The following is a 20,963-nucleotide window of genomic DNA, read 5'->3' as shown; positions in this document are numbered from 1 at the left end:
CCGACAACATATGCCCGCTTGCTGACTCGATCCCGATCGAGCAGTCAGGGGATGACTTTGGCCCTCGCCCTGGTCACTGTCCTTCGCACTTTCGTGCGCAGCTCCGCCGTCCAACCCGACACCTCAGCGGCCCCCCGGCTTGGGCGGGGACGCCCCTCGGACCCAAAGAGCGCTAGCGCATTGACGGCGCCGGGCGTGAACCGGGGAGCGTAGGCAATGGCGCTGAACCCGGCGGCCAGGAACGCCGCTGCATGCCGTTGGGTAAGCCCATAGCCAGCCCCCGCCGAGATCTCGCGTGTGACGTAGCCGGCGGCTTCGACACTTTGAGTATCTGCGATGTCCTCAGGCTCGCAGAAGGGCCTGAGGTCGACGCTGGAGACGGTGGTGCCGTCGAGTGCGACGGGTGGGAGAATCGGATGCGTCCCCCACACCTCCCCCAGCCGCTCTCGCACAGCGGCCTCGATGTTGTCCGCGAAGTAGCAGGTCCCTTCCGGCTGCGCCAGGTCGAAGCGCCCGTCTCCTGGCGGAATGGACGCGAACCACCAACAACCACGATCTGGCTCCGCCGGGTACCCGTCCGAGTGGGCCCGGTACCAGCGGCTCAGATCCACGCCCGTGCACCTGGGGAAGTCCGCGGCGAGTTCCGTCGAGGGATGCGGGTCTCCGAGGCTGATGTCCTCACGGCTCACCGGAGCATCCTCTCGACGTCGGCATGCGCGAGCGCGAGGACGGTGGCCGGATCCCCACCCTTGTCTAGCCAGTTCGCCGCGGAGACGTGCCCCAATGCCTCTTGTGGTGTGGTCAACCAGAGGGCCTTGGACAGGCCATCCTTCGCCACCCGGTGCAACTCGCCCAGAACCTCTGACAGACCAGCCAGCGGCTCGAGGTCGGGCGTGAACTGCCACGTGGGGTAGAGAAGGGCGCCGTCATCAGCCGGGACGGCGAGCAGTGTGTTCCGCTGGACCCGACCTGTGAGCGCCTGACGCGTGACGCCCAAGCGCCGCCTGAGCCCTTGCGTGTCGAAGTAGGGCCCCAGGGCCTCGGTGGGGTCATCGTCGTCGGGGAGACGGTTGGCGAACGCTTCGACCGCAGCTTCCGCCTCGCTTTCGGTCAGGGTGCCGTCCCCGACCCGCTCAACGAGCACATCGTGGAGACGATGAAGCACCGCTTCCGGCCGGACACGCCCGGGCGTGGGCGTCTCGTCAACCTGGGCGAGGCGGACGAAGGAGCCGGCCTTGTCGATGGTGACGCGCAGGACGCCCCCCACCTCCTTGCCGTGACCACTCTGCCCCTCCTCAACCAGAAGCAGCCGGTCCTGCTTGCCCGAATGCGATTTCTCCAGCAAGAGCGTGACGGGGACGAGCTCCGCATCGGTGACTTCCTCCACCCTGGCGATCCCGCGCTCCCGCTTCGCGGCCATCCTCGTCCGGAGCACCTTCCTCCGGGGACTTCTCAGCGAACCAGCCACATTGACTCCCTTGCATCCATCGTCAATTGAGACAATGCTACATCCATGAGGAAGTCTGGGACTACGGTTGACTAGTAGCGAAGGCGCCAGATGGACCGCGGGTCCACCCGCCTCCCAACACAAAAGGATCCAGTCATGACTTTCGACCAACTCCTCAACCTCCCCACCGGCGTCCTCGTCCTGCTCGGCGTCGTCATCGTCATCGAGCTGGCGCTCCTCATCGTGGGCGTCGTCGCCTGGGCCCGCACGCCCGACGCGCAGATGCCCAGGCCCAACAAGTGGGTCTGGCTCGTGCTCATCCTGTTCGTGCAGATCCTCGGCCCGATCACCTTCCTCCTGGTCCGGCGCAGCGAGGCCAAGTACGCCTCCGCTGCCGCCCAGCCGGAGGCGCTCCCCGGTGCCCGCCACGCGGCGAGTCGCACCGCTGCCGACACCGCCGACCTCCTCTACGGCCGACGCGAGGACAAGGACCCCAGGTGAACGTGGTTGAGACCGACGGCCTCACCAAGCAGTACGGCGAAGTCCGCGCTCTCGACGGAGTCTCCCTGACGGTGCCGGAGGGGTCGGTGTTCGGCTTCCTCGGCCCCAACGGGGCGGGCAAGACCACCATGCTGCGCATCCTGCTGGGCCTGGCGCGCCCCACCTCGGGTGGCGCCACGATCTTCGGCCACGACACCGAGTCCGGCCGAGACGCCATCCATGCCCGCGTCGGGTTCCTGCCTGACGTGCCGGGGTTCTACCCGTGGATGACGGGCGCGGAGTTCATGCGGTTCGCCGGCTCCCTCTTCGGGATCGCAGCGCCGGTCCTCACCGAGCGCGCCGACGCCCTCCTCGAGATGGCCGGCCTGGCCGGCAACAAGAACCCGGTGGGCGGCTACTCGCGCGGCATGAAGCAGCGCCTCGGGATCGCGCAGGCCCTCATCAACGCACCCGACCTGCTGATCCTCGACGAGCCCACCTCGGCCCTGGACCCCCTCGGCCGCGCGGAGGTGCTGCAGATGATCGCCTCGCTCCGCGGCCGCACCACCGTCCTGTTCTCCAGCCACCTCCTCGGAGACGTGGAGCGGATCTGCGACCAGGTGGCGGTCCTCGACCGTGGCCGGCTCGTCGTCCAGGGCACCGTCGCCGACCTCCGTCGCTCGCACGGCGGTTCGACGACGGTCCGCATCGCCGTCACCGACGGCATCGAGGCGCTCACAGCGGCGGTCGCGGCCGAGCCGTGGTGCGTCCGCCACACCCCCGTGTCTGGCGACGATCAGGCCATCGACGTCATCGTCAGCGATCTCGCGGCCGCGCGGCAGGCAGCGCCGGGCATCGTCGCCGGGCTGGGGCTGGGGCTGCGCCGGTTCGACGAGCTCGAGGTCTCACTGGAGGACGTGTTCGTGGGCCTCGTGGGGGTGAACCGATGAGCTTCCGAGCCTTCCTGTCCAAGGACCTGCGCGAGATCCTCCGCACGTGGCGGATCTTCGTGCTGCCGGGGATCCTGCTGTTCTCGGCCGTCACCGGACCCCCGACGGCCGCCTACACCGCTGAGCTGCTCGCCACCCTGGGCGGCGACATCTTCGCGGGCGTGATGCCGGACCCCACCTGGGTGGACTCCTACGCCCAGTGGACCAAGAACCTCAGCCAGATCGTCGGCTTCGCCCTCATCATCATGCTGGGTAGCGCCATCTCCGGCGAGAAGCGGGCGGGCACCGCCATCATGGTGCTGACCAAGCCGGTGTCGCGCGCGGGCTTCGTGCTCTCGAAGTTCGTCTCGACGGCGATCCTCCTCATCGGCGCCACCCTGGTCGGGATGCTGGCGACCTGGGGCGTGACGCTGATCTGGTTCCCCGACGCGCCGTTCGGCCCGCTGCTGGCGGCGACGGCGGCGTGGCTGCTGTTCGCCCTGTTGCTGGTGGCGGTGGTGCTGCTGGGCTCGGCCGCCGTGGACTCGGGCGCCGGCGCGGCGGGCATCGGTCTGGGCTTCTTCTTCCTGCTGATGCTCTCGGGGATCTGGGGCCCAATGCTGCGCTGGACGCCCGCGGGGATGATCAACGCCCCGGTCGCGCTCGGGGCGGACGTCGCGGTCGACATTCTGTGGCCCGCCCTCACGACGGCATTCCTCATTGTGGCGCTGGTGTGGGCGGCGGTGAAGGTCTTCGAGCGTCGCGAGCTCTGACCCTTTCCTCGTTGGCTGAGCCCCTCCGCTGGCTGAGGTGCGAGGAGCGAAGCGACGAGCCTCGAAGCCTATGAAACGCGAGCTGACAAGGTCACCCTTCGTAGGCTTCGAGGCCGCTGCGCGGCACCTCAGCCAGCGGGGGCGGGCCCGCTGCGGACGCTACCGGGACTGCTCGACGAGGGTGATGTTGTTGGCGTCTGCCCACTTGCGGGCGATCCTGGTGAACTGCTCGTCGCGGTAGCGGTACCAAGCATCGGCGAGGTCGTGGCGGTGGACGAGATCCTTGAACCGTCGGAACGCCCCGGCGCGGTGCAACCCGTCCCACAACCGTCGCCTCAGCTCCGACTCTGGGAGAGTCGCGGTGAAGTCGACCATGATGGAGTGCTCGTCGACGTCGAACTTCGTCGGCAGGGGCACGAACCGGTCGGTGGCGTCCTCGAGTATCAGGAGGGCGAGCTTGAGGGAGTCCACGTCGCCGCTGTTCGTGTAGGTGGCCGCTTCGGCCAAGTCGGCGGCTTCGGGAAGGTCCTCCGCGGTGGAGAGTTCGTCGCCCAAGACCCAGACCAGTTCGTCCGCCTGCCGGTCGTAGTAGATGTGGCAGTCATCGCCCATCGTCAGAGCGTCTGCCAAGTCGGCGAGTCGCACACCCATATCCGTTCCATATCTCGCGAGTCACTTCAGGGTACCCCGGTGACGGTGCCATGGCCGCTCAGCGGCGGAGTCAGCGGTGGCGGCTGCGGCCGCGGTGGGTGGCCCGCCCCCTTCGCCGGTTGAGGTGCTCGACGCGCAGCGGCGAGCCCCCCTCGTTGGCTGAGGTGCCGCGTAGCGGCCTCGAAGCCTATAAAGCGCGAGCTGACAAGGTCACTTTTCTTAGGCTTCGAGGGCGCTCCGCGCCGCCTCAGCCAGCGGTAGGGAGGCCTTTGCCTGTACTGAGGCGCGAGAAGCCAAGTGGCGCACCTGCACCGCGAGTTCTGACTCCCGCTGCCTGACTGACCCGCTGCACGCGCCCACTGCAATACTGAGGGCGCTCAACCCGCCCCACCCAGCACCGAAGGCCTCACGTGATCCAGCGCCGCGACACCGGAGGGTGCCCGCATGGTCGCCGGTGACTCCGCCGGCGCCGAGTCCCGACGCCAACTCGCCCTCGCCGACGCCCACGCCAAGGCCGCCGCCGAGGCCCGCGCCGCAGCGGGCCGCTTCGGGATCGCGGAGACCACGGAGCGTCAGACCGCGCGCACCCTCGCTCCCCTCTCCGGGCTCGGCTACTTTCTCCTGCCCGACCGCCGCTGGCCCGGCACCCGACGCGCCCAGGTCGATCTCGTCGTCGTGGGCCCCGGCGGCGTCTTCATCGTCGACACGAAGGCCTGGAAGGAGGTCGGCATCGACAACGGCCGGGTCCTGCGCGGCGACGACGACGTCACCGACGAGCTCCTCATGCTCAACGACCTGGTCGACGTCACCCAGGCCGATCTTGCCGAGGTTGGCCTCGCACCCGGGGAGGTCCGCTCCCTCGTCGTCATGGCTGGACGTAGCGGCCTCGACGCCACCGTCAGCGGGATCCGCATCGTCGGCGAGCGGGACGCTCTCAGCGCGATCGCCCGCCACGGCAATCGGCTGACGCCCACGCAGGTCGACACCGTGATGGGCCGCGCGCTCAGCTTCTTCCCTCAGGCCTCCGCCCCCGCGCCTGTGTCCGTGACCATCCCGGCGCCTGTCGTCCCAGCGGCCCCCAGCCCCGTCACCCCACCCCCGCCACACGAGGCCCAGCAGGACGCGCTCCTCACCCCTGAGGAGGTCAACGATGCCCTCCTCGAGGGCATCCTCGCCCAGCCAATCGAGGAGTGGATGTCCTTCCTCCATCCACAGCAGGCGAAGCTGGTCCGACGCTCCTTCCCGGGCCCGTCGCGCATCCGCGGCCCGGCGGGCACCGGCAAGACGGTCGTCGGCCTGCACCGCGCCGCGCACCTGGCCCGCAACCGGCCCGGGCGCATCCTGGTCACCACGTATGTCCGCACGCTGCCCGACGTTCTGCACGAGCTGCTCCGACGGTTGGCGCCGGAGGTGGTGGACCGTGTCGAGTTCGTCGGTGCGCACGCCTTCGCGCGCCGGATCCTGCGGGAGCGCGGGGTCCCTCACCGCATCGAACCCGCCCAATCCCGGGAGGCCTTCGACGCCGCGTGGCACCGCGTCGGCGCCCCGTCAGTCCTCGGCAGCTCGCAGGACCGGCGCTACTGGGAGGACGAGATCGAGCACGTGCTCAAGGGCCGAGGCATCACCAGGTTCGAGGACTATGCCGATCTCGCGCGCACCGGGCGGCGCCGCACCCTGCAGCTCTCGGGGCGTGAGGCCGTGTGGCGGCTCCACGAGGCCTACGATGCCGAGCTGCGCAGCCGCGGGATCATCGACTACGCGGACCTGATCCTCCTGGCCGAGGCCGAGCTCCGCCGGGAGCCCATGACCGGCGCGTACTCCGCGGTCATCGTGGACGAGGCGCAGGACCTGTCCTGCGCCATGATCCGCATGCTGCACCTGCTGGTCGGCGACGAGCCGGATGGGTTCACGCTGATCGGGGACGGCCAGCAGTCGATCTACCCCGGCGGATACACCCTGGGCGAGGCCGGGATCTCGGTCGCGGGCCGCGGCGTGGTGCTCGACATCAACTACCGCAACACCGCCCAGATCGTGAACTTCGCCCAGCGCCTCGTGGCCGGCGACGAGTACGCCGACATCGAGGGCGTCCTCGCCCGCGGCGACGTGCCCTCGAGCATCCCGCGGAAGGGGGCAGAACCCGTCATCGCACACTGCGGCAGCCGTCGCGAACTCAACGATGCCCTCATCGCCCGGGTCCGCACCGTCACCACGGACATCGGCACCGGCATCGGCGACGTGGCGGTGCTGTGCATCTCGCGGTGGGCGGCCCGCGACGCGACCCGCGCCCTCGAGCAGGCCGGCTTCCCTGTCGTGGACCTGGAGAAGTACAACGGCGTCCCTGTCGACGCGGTGAAGGTGGGCACCATCAAGCGCGCGAAGGGCCTGGAGTTCAAGCAGGTCCTCATTCCAGACATCCGCAACGAGCACACCATCACGGAGCCACCGGCCGACGACACGGCCCGCGAACGTTGGGACCTCACCCGCCGTGAGCTGTATGTCGCCATGACGAGGGCCCGGGACGGCCTCTGGGTCGGCATCTCCAGCTGACCAAACCCTCCCGCGGGCTGATGAGTCTCGACGCGCCCCCTTGGTGGCTGAGGTGCTCGACGCGCCACTTCGTGGCTGAGGTGCTCGACGCGGCAGCCGCGGCCCACTTCGCTGGCTGAGGTGCCGCGAAGCGGCCTCGAAGCCTCTGAAACGTGAGCTGACAAGGTCACTCACCTTAGGCTTCGAGGGCGCTCCGCGCCACCTCAGCCAGCGGTAGGGAGCCGCTCCGCGGCACCTCAGCCAGCGATATGGGGCCCTTCGCGGCCCTCATCCATCGAGGATGAGAAACGCCCGCCGGCGTCAGCCGGCGGGCGTTCCAGACGATCAGGTCAGGCGACCGTGACCGAGTTGATCACAACCGGCTCGACCGGGTTGTCACCACGACCAACCTTCGTGGCGGCGATCGAGTCAACAACCTTCTGGCTGGCCGCGTCCTTCACCTCACCGAAGATGGTGTGGCGACGGTTGAGGTGCGGGGTGGGGCCCACGGTGATGAAGAACTGGGAGCCGTTAGTGCCGGGGCCGGCGTTGGCCATGGCCAGCAGGTACGGCTTGTTGAACGTCAACTCGGGGTGGAACTCGTCGCCGAACTGGTAGCCCGGTCCGCCGCGACCGTCACCGTTCGGGCAGCCGCCCTGGATCATGAATCCATCGATGACGCGGTGGAAGGTGAGACCGTCGTAGAAGTTGCCGGTGGTCTTCTTCCCCGTGGCGGGGTCAGCGTATTCCTTGGTGCCGGTGGCGAGGCCGACGAAGTTCTCGACGGTCTTGGGGGCGTGGTCGGGGAAGAGCTCGATGACGATGTCACCGTGGTTCGTGTGGAGCGTAGCGGTGCTCACGCGTGTCCTTTCGTTGCCTTCTTGGTCGGGTCCAGTGTGTCAGAGCCGGGCAAGCGGGTCACTCCGCCGGAGGGAGCTGGGCCTCGATGTCGGCCACGAACTGCTCCACCTCGTCGATCCCTGTCACCGGTCCCCCGGCGATCATCCCGTCGGCGCCCAGCAGCACCGCCGCCACCTGCCCGGTGGCGCCCAGCGCCTTCGCCGCGAGGCCCTCGTGGTCGTACAGCGACACCTTCTCCACCTCCGCCGGGATGGTGCCCGTCGCGCGGGGCCGGATGGACGGCACCAGCCGCACCTGCAGCACCGGCAGCCGGCTCTGCCACTCCTCGATCCCGGCGATCCCGGCCCGCGCCGGCGAGCACAGGCAGTTGATGGTGACCAGCAGCTGCGCCTGCTGCCCGGCCAGCGCCCTCAGCGTGATGGGCTCGCCGTCGGGCCGCAGCAGCACGCCGTCGGGGATGGGAAGGCGCTCGTAGTCCTCGAGGCCGTCGTCCTCCTCCTCGACGACGGCGGGCTCGGGCACCACCGCCTCAGGCTCCGCGGGCCCCCGCTCGGCCACCACGGCCGCAGCAGCGGCCTCCAGCACCGGGCGGAGGATCAGGTCCCGCACCCGCTGCTCGCCCGTCACAGGGGCACCCACGACGGCGCCCGTGGCGTCGAGCTCCACCGCCGACGGGGTGAACGCGCCTCCCAGCGCCTGGGCCACGTTGGAGCCCCAGTCCTCGTGGAGATGGGCGAGGCCCTTCCTCGGGTCGTCCAGCTCGGAGCCCGACGGCCGCACCGGGATCACCACGCGCCCGGGCACCTGCTCCAGCCACTGGGGCAGCTGGTCGAGCACCCGCTCGCACCCCCCGCAGCCGGACACCACGAACAGCAGCACCACCCCGCCGTGCCCACGGGCCAAGGCCCGGAGCCGCACCCGGTCGCCGCTCCCGACGTCGGTGAGGGCGAGGTTCGGCGCGAAGCCGAGCGCGCCCGTCTCCGAACCCCCTGCCTGCTCGGACTGCGGTCCGGGCAGCAGCGACAGGGTGACGACGAGGGCGCTGAGGGCCGACATCGCGAGCCATCCCCAGCCGTCTGCGTCCAGTCCGTAGACGTCTTCTCCGGCGATCACGGCCATGAAGCCGAGCAGGGCCAGCAGCAGGAAGAGGACGTTGCGGGCCAGGGTCCGGGGGGACACGTCGTGCGAGCCCAGGGCGCCGAAGCAGTTGCAGCGCACCGGCTCGTCGAACCGGAGCGCCCGCGCAATGATGACGGTGTAGGTGGCGAACAGCGCCACCGACGCCACCGCTCCCCCGACGAGCACCCAGCCGGACCCAACCACCAGCACCAAGGCCAGCAGAAGTTCCCCCCAGGGCAGCAGGGCCGGCGCGGGCGAGCGGCGCAGCCACCCGGGCAGCCGGAGCGCCTGGAAGGCGTCTCGGGTCTCGCTCCTGGCTGCCAGCTTCGCCATCCCGGAGATCGCCAGCAGGACGGCACACGTCAGGTTCCCCAGCACCAGATAACTCACAGCGGCGATTATGCCTTGCCAACAGCCGCGGCCCGCTGCCCAGCCCACCGCGGTGCCCGTACAGTGGCGCCGGCGCGCGCCGCTTCGCGGCTCACGGCCGTGCGCCCCATGTCCGCTGGTTGAGCCGGTCGGGCGCGAAGCGCCGCTTACCCGCTGGCTGAGGTGCCGCGAAGCGGCCTCGAAGCCTCAGAAACGCGACCTCTCCCGCTGACCCGACCACGCAATCCCCCAACCCCCTTGCACGAACCCCACAAACGGGTAGCGTAGAAACTGCTCGATTACGAGCCACAACAAGGGAGGAACTTGTGAAGAAGTCACAAGAGCTGAAGAAGGCCGCCGCGGAATCCGCTTCCGCCGCCGCCGAATACGGACAGCACGCACTCAAGGAAGGCCTTGAGCGTGCCCAGGATCTGTTGGACGAGGCCCGCCACCAGGCCGGCCCGCTCCTGCACGACGCCAAGGTGCGTTCCGCGGACTTCGCGTCACGTCGGCTGGATGACCTGGAGCCCGTCCTCAAGGACGCGCTGGACAAGGTGAACCCGGCCGTCGAGGCTGCCCGCGAGCTGCTGGAGGACGATCTCCTGCCGAAGCTCCAGGATGCCCTGCACGCCGCCGCCGAGCACCCCGCCATCGCGGAGGCCTCGAAGCGTGGTGGCGCTGCCGTCGCGGCGCTGAAGGGTGAGCTGGAGGTGAAGCCGAAGAAGTCGAAGACCAAGGCGTTCTTCCAGTTCCTCGCCATCGGCGCCATCGTCGCCGGCGCGGTTGCCGCGGTGCGGCACTTCCTGGCCCCGAAGGACGACGGGTGGACGGCGCACGAGCCGTCGAAGGCGTACGTCAACAACAACGACACCTTCTCCACTGCCGCGAAGTTCGCCGCCGACACCACCCCCGAGCCTGAGGCCGACGAGGTGGTGGAGCCCGCGGAGGAGCCCGAGACCGAGGCCCCGGCCGAGACGGAAGCCGCCGAGGCGAGCATCTCCGAGGTCGCGGCCGAGGAGCAGCCGAACGACGGCACCACCGAGGTGACGGTCGACGAGCCGGGTGTCGCGGCCAGCGAGTCCGCCTACGGTGAGGGCGCCTACGTGGGCACCGAGCCGCCGGAGGGCTTCACCATCAAGGGCAACGAGCGCTCGAAGAAGTACCACATGGAAGGCAGCGGTGGCTACGACCGCACCATCGCCGAGGTGTGGTTCAACTCCGAGGACGCGGCCAAGGCCGCGGGCTTCACGAGGGCCCAGCGGTAGTCCATAACCGCAGCTGACAAGGGTGGCGCTCCCATTTCGGGGGGCGCCACCCTTAACTTTCGGTCATACATGAAACCGCACGAGTCCGTACCGGCTGACAGCCTCTAGCGGCTCCACCTCTCCATCGACAGAAAGGCGCGAACCATTCGTGACAAGCCCTGAAACCGCCCCGGTCTCCCCTCCCCTCCCGTTTCATCAACTCGCCACCGGCGTCTCAGCACACCATCCCGAATAGGTGATTCGCGACTACGTTTAGTAGTTTGTCCGGTGTGAGCAGGGAACAACTGGGGGGTATTCCTGCACGACTAGCCGTCACGCAGGTACTCACGAACCAGATCTTCAAACTTCCGCCGGTGTGGCGGCGCGCCAGGCAACCGATCACGATCGTGGATGTGGCCGAGCGCCTCATTGCTGTGTCGGGCCAGGGTATCGAGATCCACTTCACCGGCCTGCGCCAGGGTGAGAAAATGCACGAGGTGCTCTTCAGCGACCGAGAGGCCCGCGCCCAGAGCGCCCATCCAATCATCAGCCATGTGAGGGTGGAGCCGGTGAGCCCCGTGGAGGCCCCCACGGCCCGACCCCCGCACGATGGAGTCGCGGACCGTCGTGGTCCGTGGCAACAGCGGGACACCGAAAGAGCGCAAGCCGGGGCTAGCGAGAGGATGTCCGTATGACAGGCCGCATCTACCTTTCCTCCCCAGACGTGACCCAGTTGGAGGAAGACGCCGTTGTGCGCGCGATGCGCTCCGGCTGGATCGCTCCCCTGGGCCCCGAAGTGGACGCCTTCGAGGATGAGCTCGCTGCCTACACCGGACGGGCCCATGCTGTCGCGCTGTCATCTGGAACGGCCGCGCTTCATCTCGCCCTGCTGACGCTAGACGTCGGGCCCGGGGACTTGGTTCTAACCTCGAGCCTCACGTTCGCGGCCACGGCCAATGCGATCGTCTACACGGGTGCCGAGCCCGTGTTCGTCGACGCGGACGAGACGGGCAACATGGATCCCGATCTGCTCGAAGAGGCCTTCGCCACGCTGGAGCGTGAAGGACTACGGGTCAAGGTCGTCGTTCCTGTCGACCTCCTCGGCAAGGTCGTCAAGCACGAGCGCATCGACGAGATCGCGGCCAGACACGGGGCGTTAGTCCTATCGGACGCGGCCGAGTCGCTCGGAGCAACCCGGAGCGGCCGCTCGTCCGTATCCTTCGGTGTTGCTGCCGCAGTTTCTTTCAACGGCAACAAGATCATGACCACCTCAGGTGGTGGAGCGCTGCTCACCGACGACGAGGAGATGGCCAAGCACATCCGGTATCTGGCAACCCAGGCGAGACAGCCGTTTGTCCACTACGAGCACACCGACGTCGGCTACAACTACCGACTCTCGAACATCCTCGCCGCTCTGGGCAGGGCCCAGCTCTCTAGGCTGGATGGCATGATCGATCGTCGCCGAGAGCATCGCGTTCGCTATCGCAACCTTTTCGCTGACGTCCCCGGCGTAACCGTGTTCGGAGAACCGTCGGGTGCTGATGGTGGCAGCACCCGAGACAACTTCTGGCTAACGTCGGTGATCGTCGACCCCGATGCGGCCGGGTTCACGTCCGATCAGCTCCGGGCCGCGCTCTCGGTTGCGGACATCGAGGCACGCCCACTTTGGAAGCCCATGCACCTGCAACCCGTCTACGCAGTGTCGCGGGCCTTTTGTAACGGGACCAGTGGGGCGATGTTCCGAACCGGCCTCTCGCTCCCCAGCGGTTCTGCTCTTCGGCATGAGCAGATCGACCGTATCGCGGACGCGGTCAATAAGTTCCTGTCGGGTGACCGCCTTGCCTCGTGACCGCTCTTTCTATGATGTTCTCAAGCGCGGCATCGACATCCTTCTCAGCGCCGCCGCACTGGTGCTGACGTCGCCAATTCAGCTTGCGGTAGCGGCCCTCGTCAGGAGGAAGCACGGCAAACCGGTGCTGTTCCGACAAACCCGGCCCGGGCTCGATGGGGTCACCTTCGAGCTGGTCAAGTTCAGGACGATGCGGCACGAGGACGCCGAGCACGTCACAGACGAACAGCGGCTGACCAAGCTAGGTCGGGTGCTGAGGGCCTCCAGCCTTGATGAGCTACCAACACTCTGGAACGTTCTCAGAGGAGACATGAGCCTGGTGGGGCCACGCCCCTTGCTCATTCGATATCTCCCGCTGTATTCGCCACGGCAAGCTCGGAGGCACGAGGTGCGCCCGGGCGTCACGGGTCTGGCCCAGGTCAGCGGTAGAAACGCGCTCACCTGGGAGGAGAAGTTCCGCCTCGACGTGGAGTATGTGGACAACCGGAGCCTGGCACTGGACCTCAGCATTCTGCTGAAGACGGTGCAGGCGGTCTTCCGGAGGTCAGGGATCAACCAGGAGGGTCACGCCACCATGCCCGAGTTCATTGGAAGCGTGGTGGATATCAGTGACTGAGCGAGTGGTTGTGGTTGGGGCGTCCGGGTTCGGGCGTGAGTCCCTCGACGTGCTCGAGGCCATGAAGGCGGGTGGAGCCTGCATCGAGATCGCCGGTGTGATCGACGACGCCCCGTCGGAGATCAACCTCCAACGTCTCCGAGACAGGGCCGTGGAGTACCTGGGAACCGTCGACGAATGGCTTCGCCAGCGGGGGCCGGGGGAAGTATTCGTGCTGGGCATCGGCAGCCCGAAGGTGAGGCGGATACTGGTCCAGAAACTGGAACACGACGGCGCGACTCCGTTCACCGCGATCCACCCGACAGCGTCCATCGGATCACGGGTCGTCATCGGTGAGGGCGCTGTCGTCTGCTCGGGCACCGTGATCTCTACCAACGTGCGGATGGGTCGGCACGTCCACCTCAACCCCAACGTGACCGTGGGTCACGACTCGCAGCTCGACGACTTCGTCTCGGTGAATCCCGGCGCGGTGGTCTCAGGCGATGTCCATCTCGCCTCAGGAGTTCTGGTCGGCGCAGCGGCAACGGTCTTGCAGCAGCTGACCGTCGCGGAGGGGGCGCTGATCGGCGCGGGGGCGCTGGTGACCAAGAACGTGCCCTCGTCGGTCATCGTCAAGGGGGTCCCCGGTGCTTGGAACTGAACTCCGAAGCATCGTCGCGTGCCCGCAGGATGCCGCCGGGAGAGGGCTTTACGCATGAAAGTACTTGTGCTGACTCAGTACTACGCGCCTGAGCCCGTCCCAATCCCACGCGCTGTTGCGCAGGATCTGGCCGCCGCCGGGCACGACGTGCGGGTCCTCACTGGATTCCCGAATTACCCTGCCGGTGAGATCTACGACGGGTTTGAGCAGCGGTGGCGAAAGTCGGAGCGCGACGGCCTCGTCCAGGTCTTGCGCGTGCCTCTGGTTGCGGATCACTCGGTCAACGCGGGCAGGAGGATGCTCAATTACGCGTCGTTTGCGTTCTCATCAGCATCCGCGCGTTCCTTCGCACAGGGGGCGGACGTCATCTACGTCTACGCGACTCAGATGTCCGCGGCATTCGGCCCATGGCTGTGGAGCTTCGCCCCGAGCAGCCAGCCTTATGTGGTCCACGTCCAGGACCTCTGGCCGGACTCCATCAGGGGTTCGTCCATCGCCGGTGGAGGTTTCGTGTCGCGATTGGCCAGCGCGGTGTTGAACCCGTGGCTGCGAAGCGTGTACAAACGCGCCGCTGGGGTCGTCGGAATCGCCCCCACGATGGTCGAGACCCTGGTGGAGCGCGGGTCGCAGCCGAGCAGAACTCACATCGTCTACAACTGGGCAGACGAGGCCTCAGGGATTGCCCCGCGGAGCGTGGCCACTGGCACAACCAGGCTGCTGTACGCGGGTAACGTCGGCGACATGCAGGACTTGGAGACGGTCATTGAGGCGGTGCACCGCGTTCGTGACTGTGATGTGCACCTGACCGTCGTCGGTGATGGGGTGGCGCTGCCGAGGGTCCGCGCGCTCGCAGAGGAACTGGGCTGCAGCAACGTTGAGTTCGTGGGCAGGGTACCGGCGGAGGCCATGCCCAACTTCTACGAATCCGCGGACTTCGCGCTCATCACCCTCAAGGATCTCCCCCTCTTTCGCGGGACCGTCCCCTCCAAGTTGCAGGCCGCCCTGTCCCACGGAGTACCGGTCATCACCACTGTGCAGGGGGACGTCCGCCGGATTGTGCATGAGTCGCAGGCCGGGGTTGTGGCCGACGCGGAGAGTGCGGATTCCTTGGAACAAGCCATGCGGCACGCCGCGAGAACTGATTCCGCAACCCGCGTGTTGATGGGCCAGCGCGCTCAGGAGGCCTACGCGACGCAGTTCTCCCGTTCTGCAGGCGTCCGGAGCATTGAGCGCATCTTGGCATGCGCGTCGCGGCCGAGCACATCCAGACAGACAGGAGATGGGTAAGTGGCTTCAATCGAGGGGTCGATCATCACGATCACTGGGGGAACGGGTTCCTTCGGCTCCACCATGGCCTCACAGCTGCTCGACCGCGGTGCGGGTCAGGTGAATATCTTCAGCCGCGACGAGGCGAAGCAGGACGACATGCGTCGCCGCTTTGCCGATGAGCGCCTGCGCTTCTTCCTGGGGGACGTTCGTGACGCGGGCAGCATCTCACCGGCTGTCCGCGGTGCAGACTACGTCTTCCACGCGGCCGCGCTGAAGCAGGTTCCCTCGTGCGAGTTCTTCCCCCAGCAGGCCGTCCTGACCAACATCACGGGCAGCGACAACGTCATCAGGGAGGCAGCCCGTGCGGGAGTCCGCTCGCTGGTTTGCCTGAGCACCGACAAGGCGGTGTACCCCGTCAATGCCATGGGTATGTCAAAGGCGCTCATGGAGAAGACCGCACAGGCCTTCGCCAGGAACTATCCCGAGGCGGAGATGACCGTCTCCATCACCCGCTACGGCAACGTGATGTACTCCAGGGGCTCCGTCATCCCGATGTTCGTCAAGCAGATCCGAGACGGCCAGCCACTCACACTCACCGAACCCAGGATGACGCGCTTCCTCATGTCCCTCGCAGACTCCGTGGATCTCGTCGATCACGCCTTCACGCAAGCGCAGCCCGGCGACCTCTTCATCAAGAAGGCGCCCGCGTCTACCGTTGAGGTCCTCGCCCGCGCTGTTGCGAGCCTGCTCGGTGATGATGACCCGGACCTACGGGTGATCGGCATCCGTCACGGCGAGAAGATGCACGAGACGCTGCTGAGCAGCGAGGAAATCGTCAATGCTTCCGACGAGGGCGCGTACTTCCGTGTGCCTTTGGACGCCCGGACTCTTCAGTACGAGCTCTACTTCGACGAAGGCGAGACCGAGACATCGCGCATCGATGATTACACGTCCGCGAACACGAGACAGCTGACCGTCGAAGACACGAAGGAACTCCTACTACAACTCCCCGAGATGAAGGCGCTCCTGGGGGTGGACCAGTGAGTGTTCTCGGCACCTCGCCCTCTCCGATAGCAGGTGGAGCTGTCGCGATGACAGGTGCCGGGGGCTTTCTTGGTTGGCACACCCGCGCAGCCCTGCTTGAGACGGGCACCAAGGTCGCTCCCGTCCGCGTTGGAGATGGCTTTGATCTAGCGAAGGCCACCAAGGCCATCGACGGGGCGCCACGCCTCATCCATATCGCTGGGGTCAATAGAGCCTCGGAAGACGAGATCCTCGCGGGCAACGTCAGTTTCGCGGAACAGATGGCGGCTGCGCTGCGTCGTACCGAGGCACCGCCCCCAGTGATCGTCTTCGCCAACTCGACGCAGGCGGACAACGGCTCTGCCTACGGAGAAGGAAAGGCACGTGCTGCAGGCGTCCTGGCGGCGGCCGCGCTGGAAGCCGGCTCCGAGTTCGTCGACCTCAAGCTCCCTAACCTCTTCGGTGAGCACGGCAGACCCTTCTACAACGCCGTCACCGCCACCTTCTGTCACCTGATCAGTCAGGGAAATGAGCCGACAGTCGAGCAGGACAGGGAGTTGACCCTTCTGCACGTGCAGAACGCAGCGGATCTGCTCACGGGAACAACCGATGCGGCGCGGCAGGACTCGCTGCAGCGGTTCGAGACGGTCGCTGGCCTACTAGGGCGGTTGCTCTCCTACGAAAGCGTCTACAAGCGGGGCGAGATACCGGACATCTCTGACCCCTTTGACCGCGACTTGTTCAACACGTATCGCTCCTATGCGATCGACCCACACGCCCCCATCCACCTGTCGAGGCATGCGGACCAACGAGGGTCCTTCTTCGAAGTGATCCGCAGTCACGGCGGGCCCGGTCAGTCTTCCTTCTCCACCACGGCACCTGGCATCGTTCGTGGTGATCACTACCACCGCCGCAAGGTCGAACGGTTCACCGTGCTTGCTGGCCAGGCGCGGATCTCCCTGCGGCGGGTCTTCACGAGCGAGGTATTCGATCTCGACGTCGACGGCGACCACCCCGTAGCAGTCGACATGCCGACCATGTGGACACACATGATCACGAACACAGGCGTGGAACCGCTATACACGGCCTTCTGGACCAACGATCTGTTCAACCCGAACGCACCTGACACAATTCAGGAGCCCGTCTCAATCCTGGAGATCTGATAACAAATGAAGGTGCTGACTGTGGTCGGAACCCGACCCGAGATTATCCGCCTGTCGGAGGTCATCAAACGCCTTGACGCCACGGTCGAACACGTGCTCGTCCACACAGGCCAGAACTACGACTACGAGCTCAACGAGATCTTCTTCGAGGAACTGGGGCTGCGCAGGCCCGACCACTTCCTAGAAGTTGACACGTCCAGCCTCGGACGCGTTCTCGGCGAGGTGCTGATCAAGATGGAGCAGGTGCTGTTGGCCGAGAGGCCGGACGCCTTCCTAGTGCTCGGTGACACCAACAGCTGCATTTCGGCCGTGATGGCTAAGCGAATGCGCATTCCCGTGTACCACATGGAGGCCGGCAACCGTTGCTTCGACGAGAACGTACCGGAGGAGACGAACCGGCGCATGATCGACCATGTCGCCGACTTCAATCTCGTTTATACGGAGCACGCCCGACGGAACCTCCTCGCTGAGGGCCTGCACCCGCGACGCATCCTCCTGACAGGATCGCCGATGAACGAGGTGCTCAACGCTCAGCGCGCAACGATCGACGCCTCCGACGTCCTTGAGCGTCTCGGCCTCGTGGAGGACGGCTACTTCCTCGTTAGCGCCCACCGCGAGGAGAACGTCGACAGTCCCGCTCGACTCTCGGCTCTACTGGACTGCCTCGAGGCCGTTGTCGCGGGGTGTCAGCTCCCAGTGCTGATGTCCACCCACCCGCGCACGAGGAAGCGGCTGGAGGCCTCTGGCCGCAGCATCAATGGCGTTACGTTCCACAAGCCATTAGGCTTCCATGACTACAATAAGCTGCAGCTGATGGCGCGGTGCGTGCTGTCGGATTCGGGGACGATCGCCGAGGAGTCCGCAATTCTTGGCTTTCCAGCCATTACTCTTCGAGACTCCATTGAACGACCGGAGGCCCTCGACACCGGATCCATCATCATGACAGGCCTAACTGCCGCGAGTGTAATCAGAGGCGTCAACATCGCCATGGCTGACGGGCCGTCGCATTCCATACCGCCCGAGTACCAGGTCACCGATACCTCCATGCGCGTGGTTCGATTCATCTCGTCAACTGTCGGCCTTCATCCTCAATGGGCCGGACTCCGCTCTTGAAGCGTCCTTTCCTGCCCTCCCACACGGCTGCACTCGAAGATCGTTGATCTCGCAAGCGCACACTCCAGGCGCGACTCACCGGTAGACCCATTTCTCTCAAGACCACAGACACATCGATCCAGACGCAATCGCTGACGCAAGCCAGCTCCAAGGAGAATTCAGAAGAATGAGCACGCAAGAAGTTCACACGTATCCAGAGCGACGCAAGGTCGCAATCCTAGGGCAAGGATACGTCGGGTTGCCTCTCGCGTTCGAAGCGACCAGGAGCGGATGGGAAGTGATTGGCTTCGACACCAATGCGGAGGTAGTCCGAGCACTTGCGGGATCGCGCTCACTCGTAGACGACGTCAACGACGAGGCCATCGGTCTCATGCTGGCAAAAGGATACACTCCGACTTCGGACGAGGCGCCTCTGGATGCTGCAGACATATATGTCATCTGTGTTCCTACGCCGATGGGCGACGGAGGCCCTGACCTGCGGATGGTTGAGTCGGCGGCCGGGATAGTGGCCGCGAATATGTCGCCCGGATGCCTAGTGATCCTCGAGTCTACGACGTACCCAGGTACCACCGAGGAGCTACTGCGACCCCTACTGGAGCACGAGAGTGGATTGACATGCGGAGACGATTTTCTCCTCGCCTTTTCGCCCGAACGAGTCAACCCAGGATTCCCCGAGTTCGGGATCCAGAACACTCCCAAATTGGTGGGGGGGGTGGATGAGCGCAGCACTCGAGCGGCAATCGCCTTCTACTCAACCTTTGTTGATGAGGTCGTTCAAATGAAGGGCTCGAAGGAAGCGGAGATGGCGAAGCTGCTAGAGAACACCTTCCGTCACGTCAACATTGCCCTGGTCAACGAAATGGCAAAATTCTGTCATGAGCTCGGTGTGGATATTTGGAACGTCATTGAAGGCGCGAGCACGAAGCCTTTTGGATTCATGCGATTCAATCCGGGCCCTGGAGTTGGTGGGCATTGTATTCCAATCGACCCCAATTACCTGAGCTATGAGGTCCGCCGCAAGCTCGGATATCCTTTCAGGTTCGTGGAGTTGGCACAAGAGATCAACAACTCTATGCCGTCCTATGTCGTCTCGCGCATTGCCGACCTCCTGAATGAGAGAGGGAAAGCACTCAGGGGGTCGCAGATTCTACTGCTCGGAGTTACCTACAAGGCGAACATCGCGGATCAACGCGAATCACCTGCCCTTCCGATAGCGCTGCTCTTGCAGGACAAAGGTGCGATTGTGACTTTTCATGACCCTGCAGTGGCCCAGTGGATGCTCCCATCCGGCCCGATTGAGAGGGTTGGGGACTTGAGTGACGCCTGCCAAGAGGCAGAATTGGTTTGCCTATTACAGGCGCACCGTGGTTATGATGTCGATGCACTGGTGGACGCCTCTCAGGCATTCTTCGACACCCGTGGTATCGCCACCGGCTCGATCGCCAACCGTCTTTGACCGAGGGCTTGGGATCCATCCCGGGGAACACAGGTCGACTACGGCAAGTGGAGGTCCTTCTTCCTCACCTTTGCATCGGGGACATCTTGCGCAGCTTGCCCATTCTAAGACCGAAGGCGACCGGTCGTGCCCCCGTCAACGACCCGGCACACTGCAGCGATACCGGGAGACGCCTATGTGCCGCTCGCCGATGACCACAAGCGCTTCTCAGTACAATCTGCGGCGATGCAGCTCGACTGCTAAGCCTCTCGCTCACGCGACGGTTCATGAACTGCGACAGTTGCTGCACCGAGGATGCGTACGATGAAGATAGCCGTGATCGCTGTTGCTGCGGAGGTCGGGGGGGCCCTCACCGTTCTGGAGGGCATCCATCAAGCGGCTGCTGCTTTTCCTGAACATGAGTGGACCTTCTTCACAGGTAAACCCTGCCTACCGACAGCGCCGCCTGTGACCGTTGTACGACTAGCATGGGTCAAGCGCAGTTGGCTCCACCGCCTGTGGTTTGAGTGGGTCGACGCCCCCAGCCGCTTGCGACATGGGGGTTTCGACGCGATCCTGTCCCTTCAGAATACCCTGCCGCCTAGGATCAATTGCAGTTCCGCAGTCTACGTCCACCAGGCCATCCCCTTCAGCGAGCATAGATTCAGACTCCTGGAGACGCCGAGGCTATGGGCATACCAGAACCTGATCGGCTGGCTCATTCGTCGGAGCGCGATGCGCGCAGACACTGTGATTGTTCAGACAGTGTGGATGCGTACCGCCCTACAGCGGATCACCAACGGGGATACCACGATTCGCGTGGCAGCGCCCCCTAGTGACTGGAGCATCCAGACTCCACCCTACGTTCCCACCGCCGCTAACAGGAAGCGGTTCCTGTATCCCGCGAGCCCCGAAGTCTATAAAGACCATAAGACACTTCTCGAAGCCTGTTCAATCCTTCTGAATCGTGGATTCAGTGACTTTGAAGTCCTGCTGACCCTAACTCGCGAAGAGCTGCGAAGACTCGAGAGCGATCTCCCCATAAAGAACGTCATTCCCTTGGGCCGAGTCAGCCGAGATGCACTACACAGACTCTATGCGACCTCTGTATTGGTATTTCCGTCGTTCGTCGAGACGGTCGGTCTGCCGTTGGTTGAGGCTGCCTCCACTTCCTCCTTCATCGTTGCCGCAGACACCCCTTTCGCCAACGAAGTGTTGTGCGGGTATCCGAACGCACGCTTCTTTGACGTGGGTGATCCTGTGGTTCTAGCGGATCACATGTTCGCGATAGCAACTGGCGCGACCAGCTATGTCGCCTCAAGCGAAAGGATCTCCGGAGGTCAGGGAAGCTGGAAACGCGTGTGTGAAATCGCAATTGCGACCAGCTCCGAAACCGGTAGGACCTGAGGTTGGAACCAGGCTACCCTGCTGTCGAGTGACTCTGCACGCCACCTGC

The 20,963-nt window shown here is 65.5% G+C and carries 21 protein-coding genes; 15 read left to right on the top strand and 6 right to left on the bottom strand.

Annotated elements, in window-relative coordinates; translation table 11 throughout:
- Positions 1 to 44: 44 nt before the first annotated feature.
- Complete coding sequence (locus tag ACX1D1_RS07465) at positions 45 to 689, bottom strand: RES family NAD+ phosphorylase (RefSeq protein WP_459056518.1); 645 nt, start codon at positions 687 to 689, stop codon at positions 45 to 47.
- Positions 686 to 1,420 (bottom strand): hypothetical protein, encoded by a 735-nt coding sequence (locus ACX1D1_RS07460; RefSeq protein ID WP_459056517.1) that lies wholly within the window; start codon positions 1,418 to 1,420, stop codon positions 686 to 688. Before ACX1D1_RS07460 ends, ACX1D1_RS07465 begins: the two co-directional genes overlap by 4 nt.
- Positions 1,421 to 1,603: 183 nt before the next feature.
- Here ACX1D1_RS07460 and ACX1D1_RS07455 point away from each other — a divergent pair, with 183 nt between their 5' ends.
- The 3 genes from ACX1D1_RS07455 to ACX1D1_RS07445 are packed head-to-tail and all read left to right on the top strand — an operon-like array spanning position 1,604 to position 3,629.
- Positions 1,604 to 1,948 carry a PLD nuclease N-terminal domain-containing protein gene (locus ACX1D1_RS07455; protein ID WP_459056516.1) on the top strand — a complete coding sequence of 115 codons (345 nt, stop codon included), beginning with the start codon at positions 1,604 to 1,606 and terminating at the stop codon, positions 1,946 to 1,948.
- Complete coding sequence (locus ACX1D1_RS07450; protein WP_459056515.1) at positions 1,945 to 2,877, top strand: ABC transporter ATP-binding protein; 933 nt, start codon at positions 1,945 to 1,947, stop codon at positions 2,875 to 2,877. Before ACX1D1_RS07455 ends, ACX1D1_RS07450 begins: the two co-directional genes overlap by 4 nt.
- Positions 2,874 to 3,629 (top strand): ABC transporter permease, encoded by a 756-nt coding sequence (locus ACX1D1_RS07445; protein WP_459056513.1) that lies wholly within the window; start codon positions 2,874 to 2,876, stop codon positions 3,627 to 3,629. Before ACX1D1_RS07450 ends, ACX1D1_RS07445 begins: the two co-directional genes overlap by 4 nt.
- Before the next feature lie 159 nt (positions 3,630 to 3,788).
- On the opposite strand, the gene ACX1D1_RS07440 is transcribed toward ACX1D1_RS07445, so the two are convergent.
- Positions 3,789 to 4,274: a UPF0158 family protein gene (locus ACX1D1_RS07440; RefSeq protein ID WP_459056512.1), complete on the bottom strand. Its 486-nt coding sequence runs from the start codon at positions 4,272 to 4,274 to the stop codon at positions 3,789 to 3,791.
- 450 nt (positions 4,275 to 4,724) lie between these two features.
- On the opposite strand from ACX1D1_RS07440, the gene ACX1D1_RS07435 reads away from it, so the two are divergent.
- Positions 4,725 to 6,827 (top strand): nuclease-related domain-containing DEAD/DEAH box helicase, encoded by a 2,103-nt coding sequence (locus ACX1D1_RS07435; protein ID WP_459056511.1) that lies wholly within the window; start codon positions 4,725 to 4,727, stop codon positions 6,825 to 6,827.
- Positions 6,828 to 7,156: 329 nt separating this feature from the next.
- On the opposite strand, the gene ACX1D1_RS07430 is transcribed toward ACX1D1_RS07435, so the two are convergent.
- Together ACX1D1_RS07430 and ACX1D1_RS07425 are read right to left on the bottom strand one after the other, a co-directional pair.
- Positions 7,157 to 7,666, bottom strand: a complete 510-nt coding sequence (locus tag ACX1D1_RS07430; RefSeq protein WP_459056510.1) for a peptidylprolyl isomerase — start codon at positions 7,664 to 7,666, stop codon at positions 7,157 to 7,159.
- 58 nt (positions 7,667 to 7,724) lie between these two features.
- Entirely contained in the window at positions 7,725 to 9,176 is a 1,452-nt protein-coding gene (locus ACX1D1_RS07425) for a MauE/DoxX family redox-associated membrane protein (protein ID WP_459056509.1), read from the bottom strand.
- Positions 9,177 to 9,481: 305 nt separating this feature from the next.
- On the opposite strand from ACX1D1_RS07425, the gene ACX1D1_RS07420 reads away from it, so the two are divergent.
- Positions 9,482 to 10,420, top strand: a complete 939-nt coding sequence (locus tag ACX1D1_RS07420) for a sunset domain-containing protein (protein WP_459056508.1) — start codon at positions 9,482 to 9,484, stop codon at positions 10,418 to 10,420.
- Between the two features lie 305 nt (positions 10,421 to 10,725).
- Here the strand turns inward: ACX1D1_RS07420 and ACX1D1_RS07415 are convergent, their stop codons facing one another.
- Positions 10,726 to 10,953 carry a hypothetical protein gene (locus tag ACX1D1_RS07415; RefSeq protein ID WP_459056616.1) on the bottom strand — a complete coding sequence of 76 codons (228 nt, stop codon included), beginning with the start codon at positions 10,951 to 10,953 and terminating at the stop codon, positions 10,726 to 10,728.
- Between ACX1D1_RS07415 and ACX1D1_RS07410 the strand changes: the two genes are divergently transcribed.
- The 10 genes from ACX1D1_RS07410 to ACX1D1_RS07365 all read left to right on the top strand — a co-directional run bounded on the left by ACX1D1_RS07410 (position 10,849) and on the right by ACX1D1_RS07365 (position 20,914).
- The gene (locus ACX1D1_RS07410; protein WP_459056556.1) at positions 10,849 to 11,094 is read left to right on the top strand and encodes a polysaccharide biosynthesis protein; all 246 of its coding nucleotides are present in this window, start codon (positions 10,849 to 10,851) and stop codon (positions 11,092 to 11,094) included. The genes ACX1D1_RS07415 and ACX1D1_RS07410 overlap by 105 nt on opposite strands.
- Positions 11,091 to 12,248, top strand: coding sequence for a DegT/DnrJ/EryC1/StrS family aminotransferase (locus ACX1D1_RS07405; protein ID WP_459056507.1), 1,158 nt, complete (start codon positions 11,091 to 11,093; stop codon positions 12,246 to 12,248). Before ACX1D1_RS07410 ends, ACX1D1_RS07405 begins: the two co-directional genes overlap by 4 nt.
- Positions 12,229 to 12,864 (top strand): sugar transferase, encoded by a 636-nt coding sequence (locus ACX1D1_RS07400; RefSeq protein ID WP_459056506.1) that lies wholly within the window; start codon positions 12,229 to 12,231, stop codon positions 12,862 to 12,864. Before ACX1D1_RS07405 ends, ACX1D1_RS07400 begins: the two co-directional genes overlap by 20 nt.
- Positions 12,857 to 13,504 carry an acetyltransferase gene (locus ACX1D1_RS07395; RefSeq protein ID WP_459056505.1) on the top strand — a complete coding sequence of 216 codons (648 nt, stop codon included), beginning with the start codon at positions 12,857 to 12,859 and terminating at the stop codon, positions 13,502 to 13,504. Before ACX1D1_RS07400 ends, ACX1D1_RS07395 begins: the two co-directional genes overlap by 8 nt.
- A 54-nt stretch (positions 13,505 to 13,558) precedes the next feature.
- On the top strand, positions 13,559 to 14,791 hold the full coding sequence (locus tag ACX1D1_RS07390) for a glycosyltransferase family 4 protein (RefSeq protein ID WP_459056504.1): 1,233 nt from the start codon (positions 13,559 to 13,561) through the stop codon (positions 14,789 to 14,791).
- Positions 14,792 to 15,817: a polysaccharide biosynthesis protein gene (locus ACX1D1_RS07385; protein WP_459056503.1), complete on the top strand. Its 1,026-nt coding sequence runs from the start codon at positions 14,792 to 14,794 to the stop codon at positions 15,815 to 15,817.
- A 47-nt stretch (positions 15,818 to 15,864) separates the two neighbouring features.
- Positions 15,865 to 16,959 (top strand): polysaccharide biosynthesis C-terminal domain-containing protein, encoded by a 1,095-nt coding sequence (locus tag ACX1D1_RS07380; RefSeq protein ID WP_459056502.1) that lies wholly within the window; start codon positions 15,865 to 15,867, stop codon positions 16,957 to 16,959.
- 12 nt (positions 16,960 to 16,971) lie between these two features.
- Positions 16,972 to 18,072 (top strand): non-hydrolyzing UDP-N-acetylglucosamine 2-epimerase, encoded by a 1,101-nt coding sequence (gene wecB, locus ACX1D1_RS07375; protein WP_459056500.1) that lies wholly within the window; start codon positions 16,972 to 16,974, stop codon positions 18,070 to 18,072.
- A gap of 166 nt (positions 18,073 to 18,238) precedes the next feature.
- Entirely contained in the window at positions 18,239 to 19,528 is a 1,290-nt protein-coding gene (locus tag ACX1D1_RS07370; RefSeq protein WP_459056499.1) for a nucleotide sugar dehydrogenase, read from the top strand.
- 303 nt (positions 19,529 to 19,831) lie between these two features.
- Positions 19,832 to 20,914: a glycosyltransferase gene (locus ACX1D1_RS07365; RefSeq protein ID WP_459056498.1), complete on the top strand. Its 1,083-nt coding sequence runs from the start codon at positions 19,832 to 19,834 to the stop codon at positions 20,912 to 20,914.
- The last annotated feature ends 49 nt before the right edge of the window (positions 20,915 to 20,963 follow it).

The sequence above is a fragment of the Tessaracoccus luoxuelianae genome, assembly GCF_054483915.1.
Note: the sequence above shows the minus strand (reverse complement) of the source record. Positions and strands in the feature narration are given on the sequence as shown.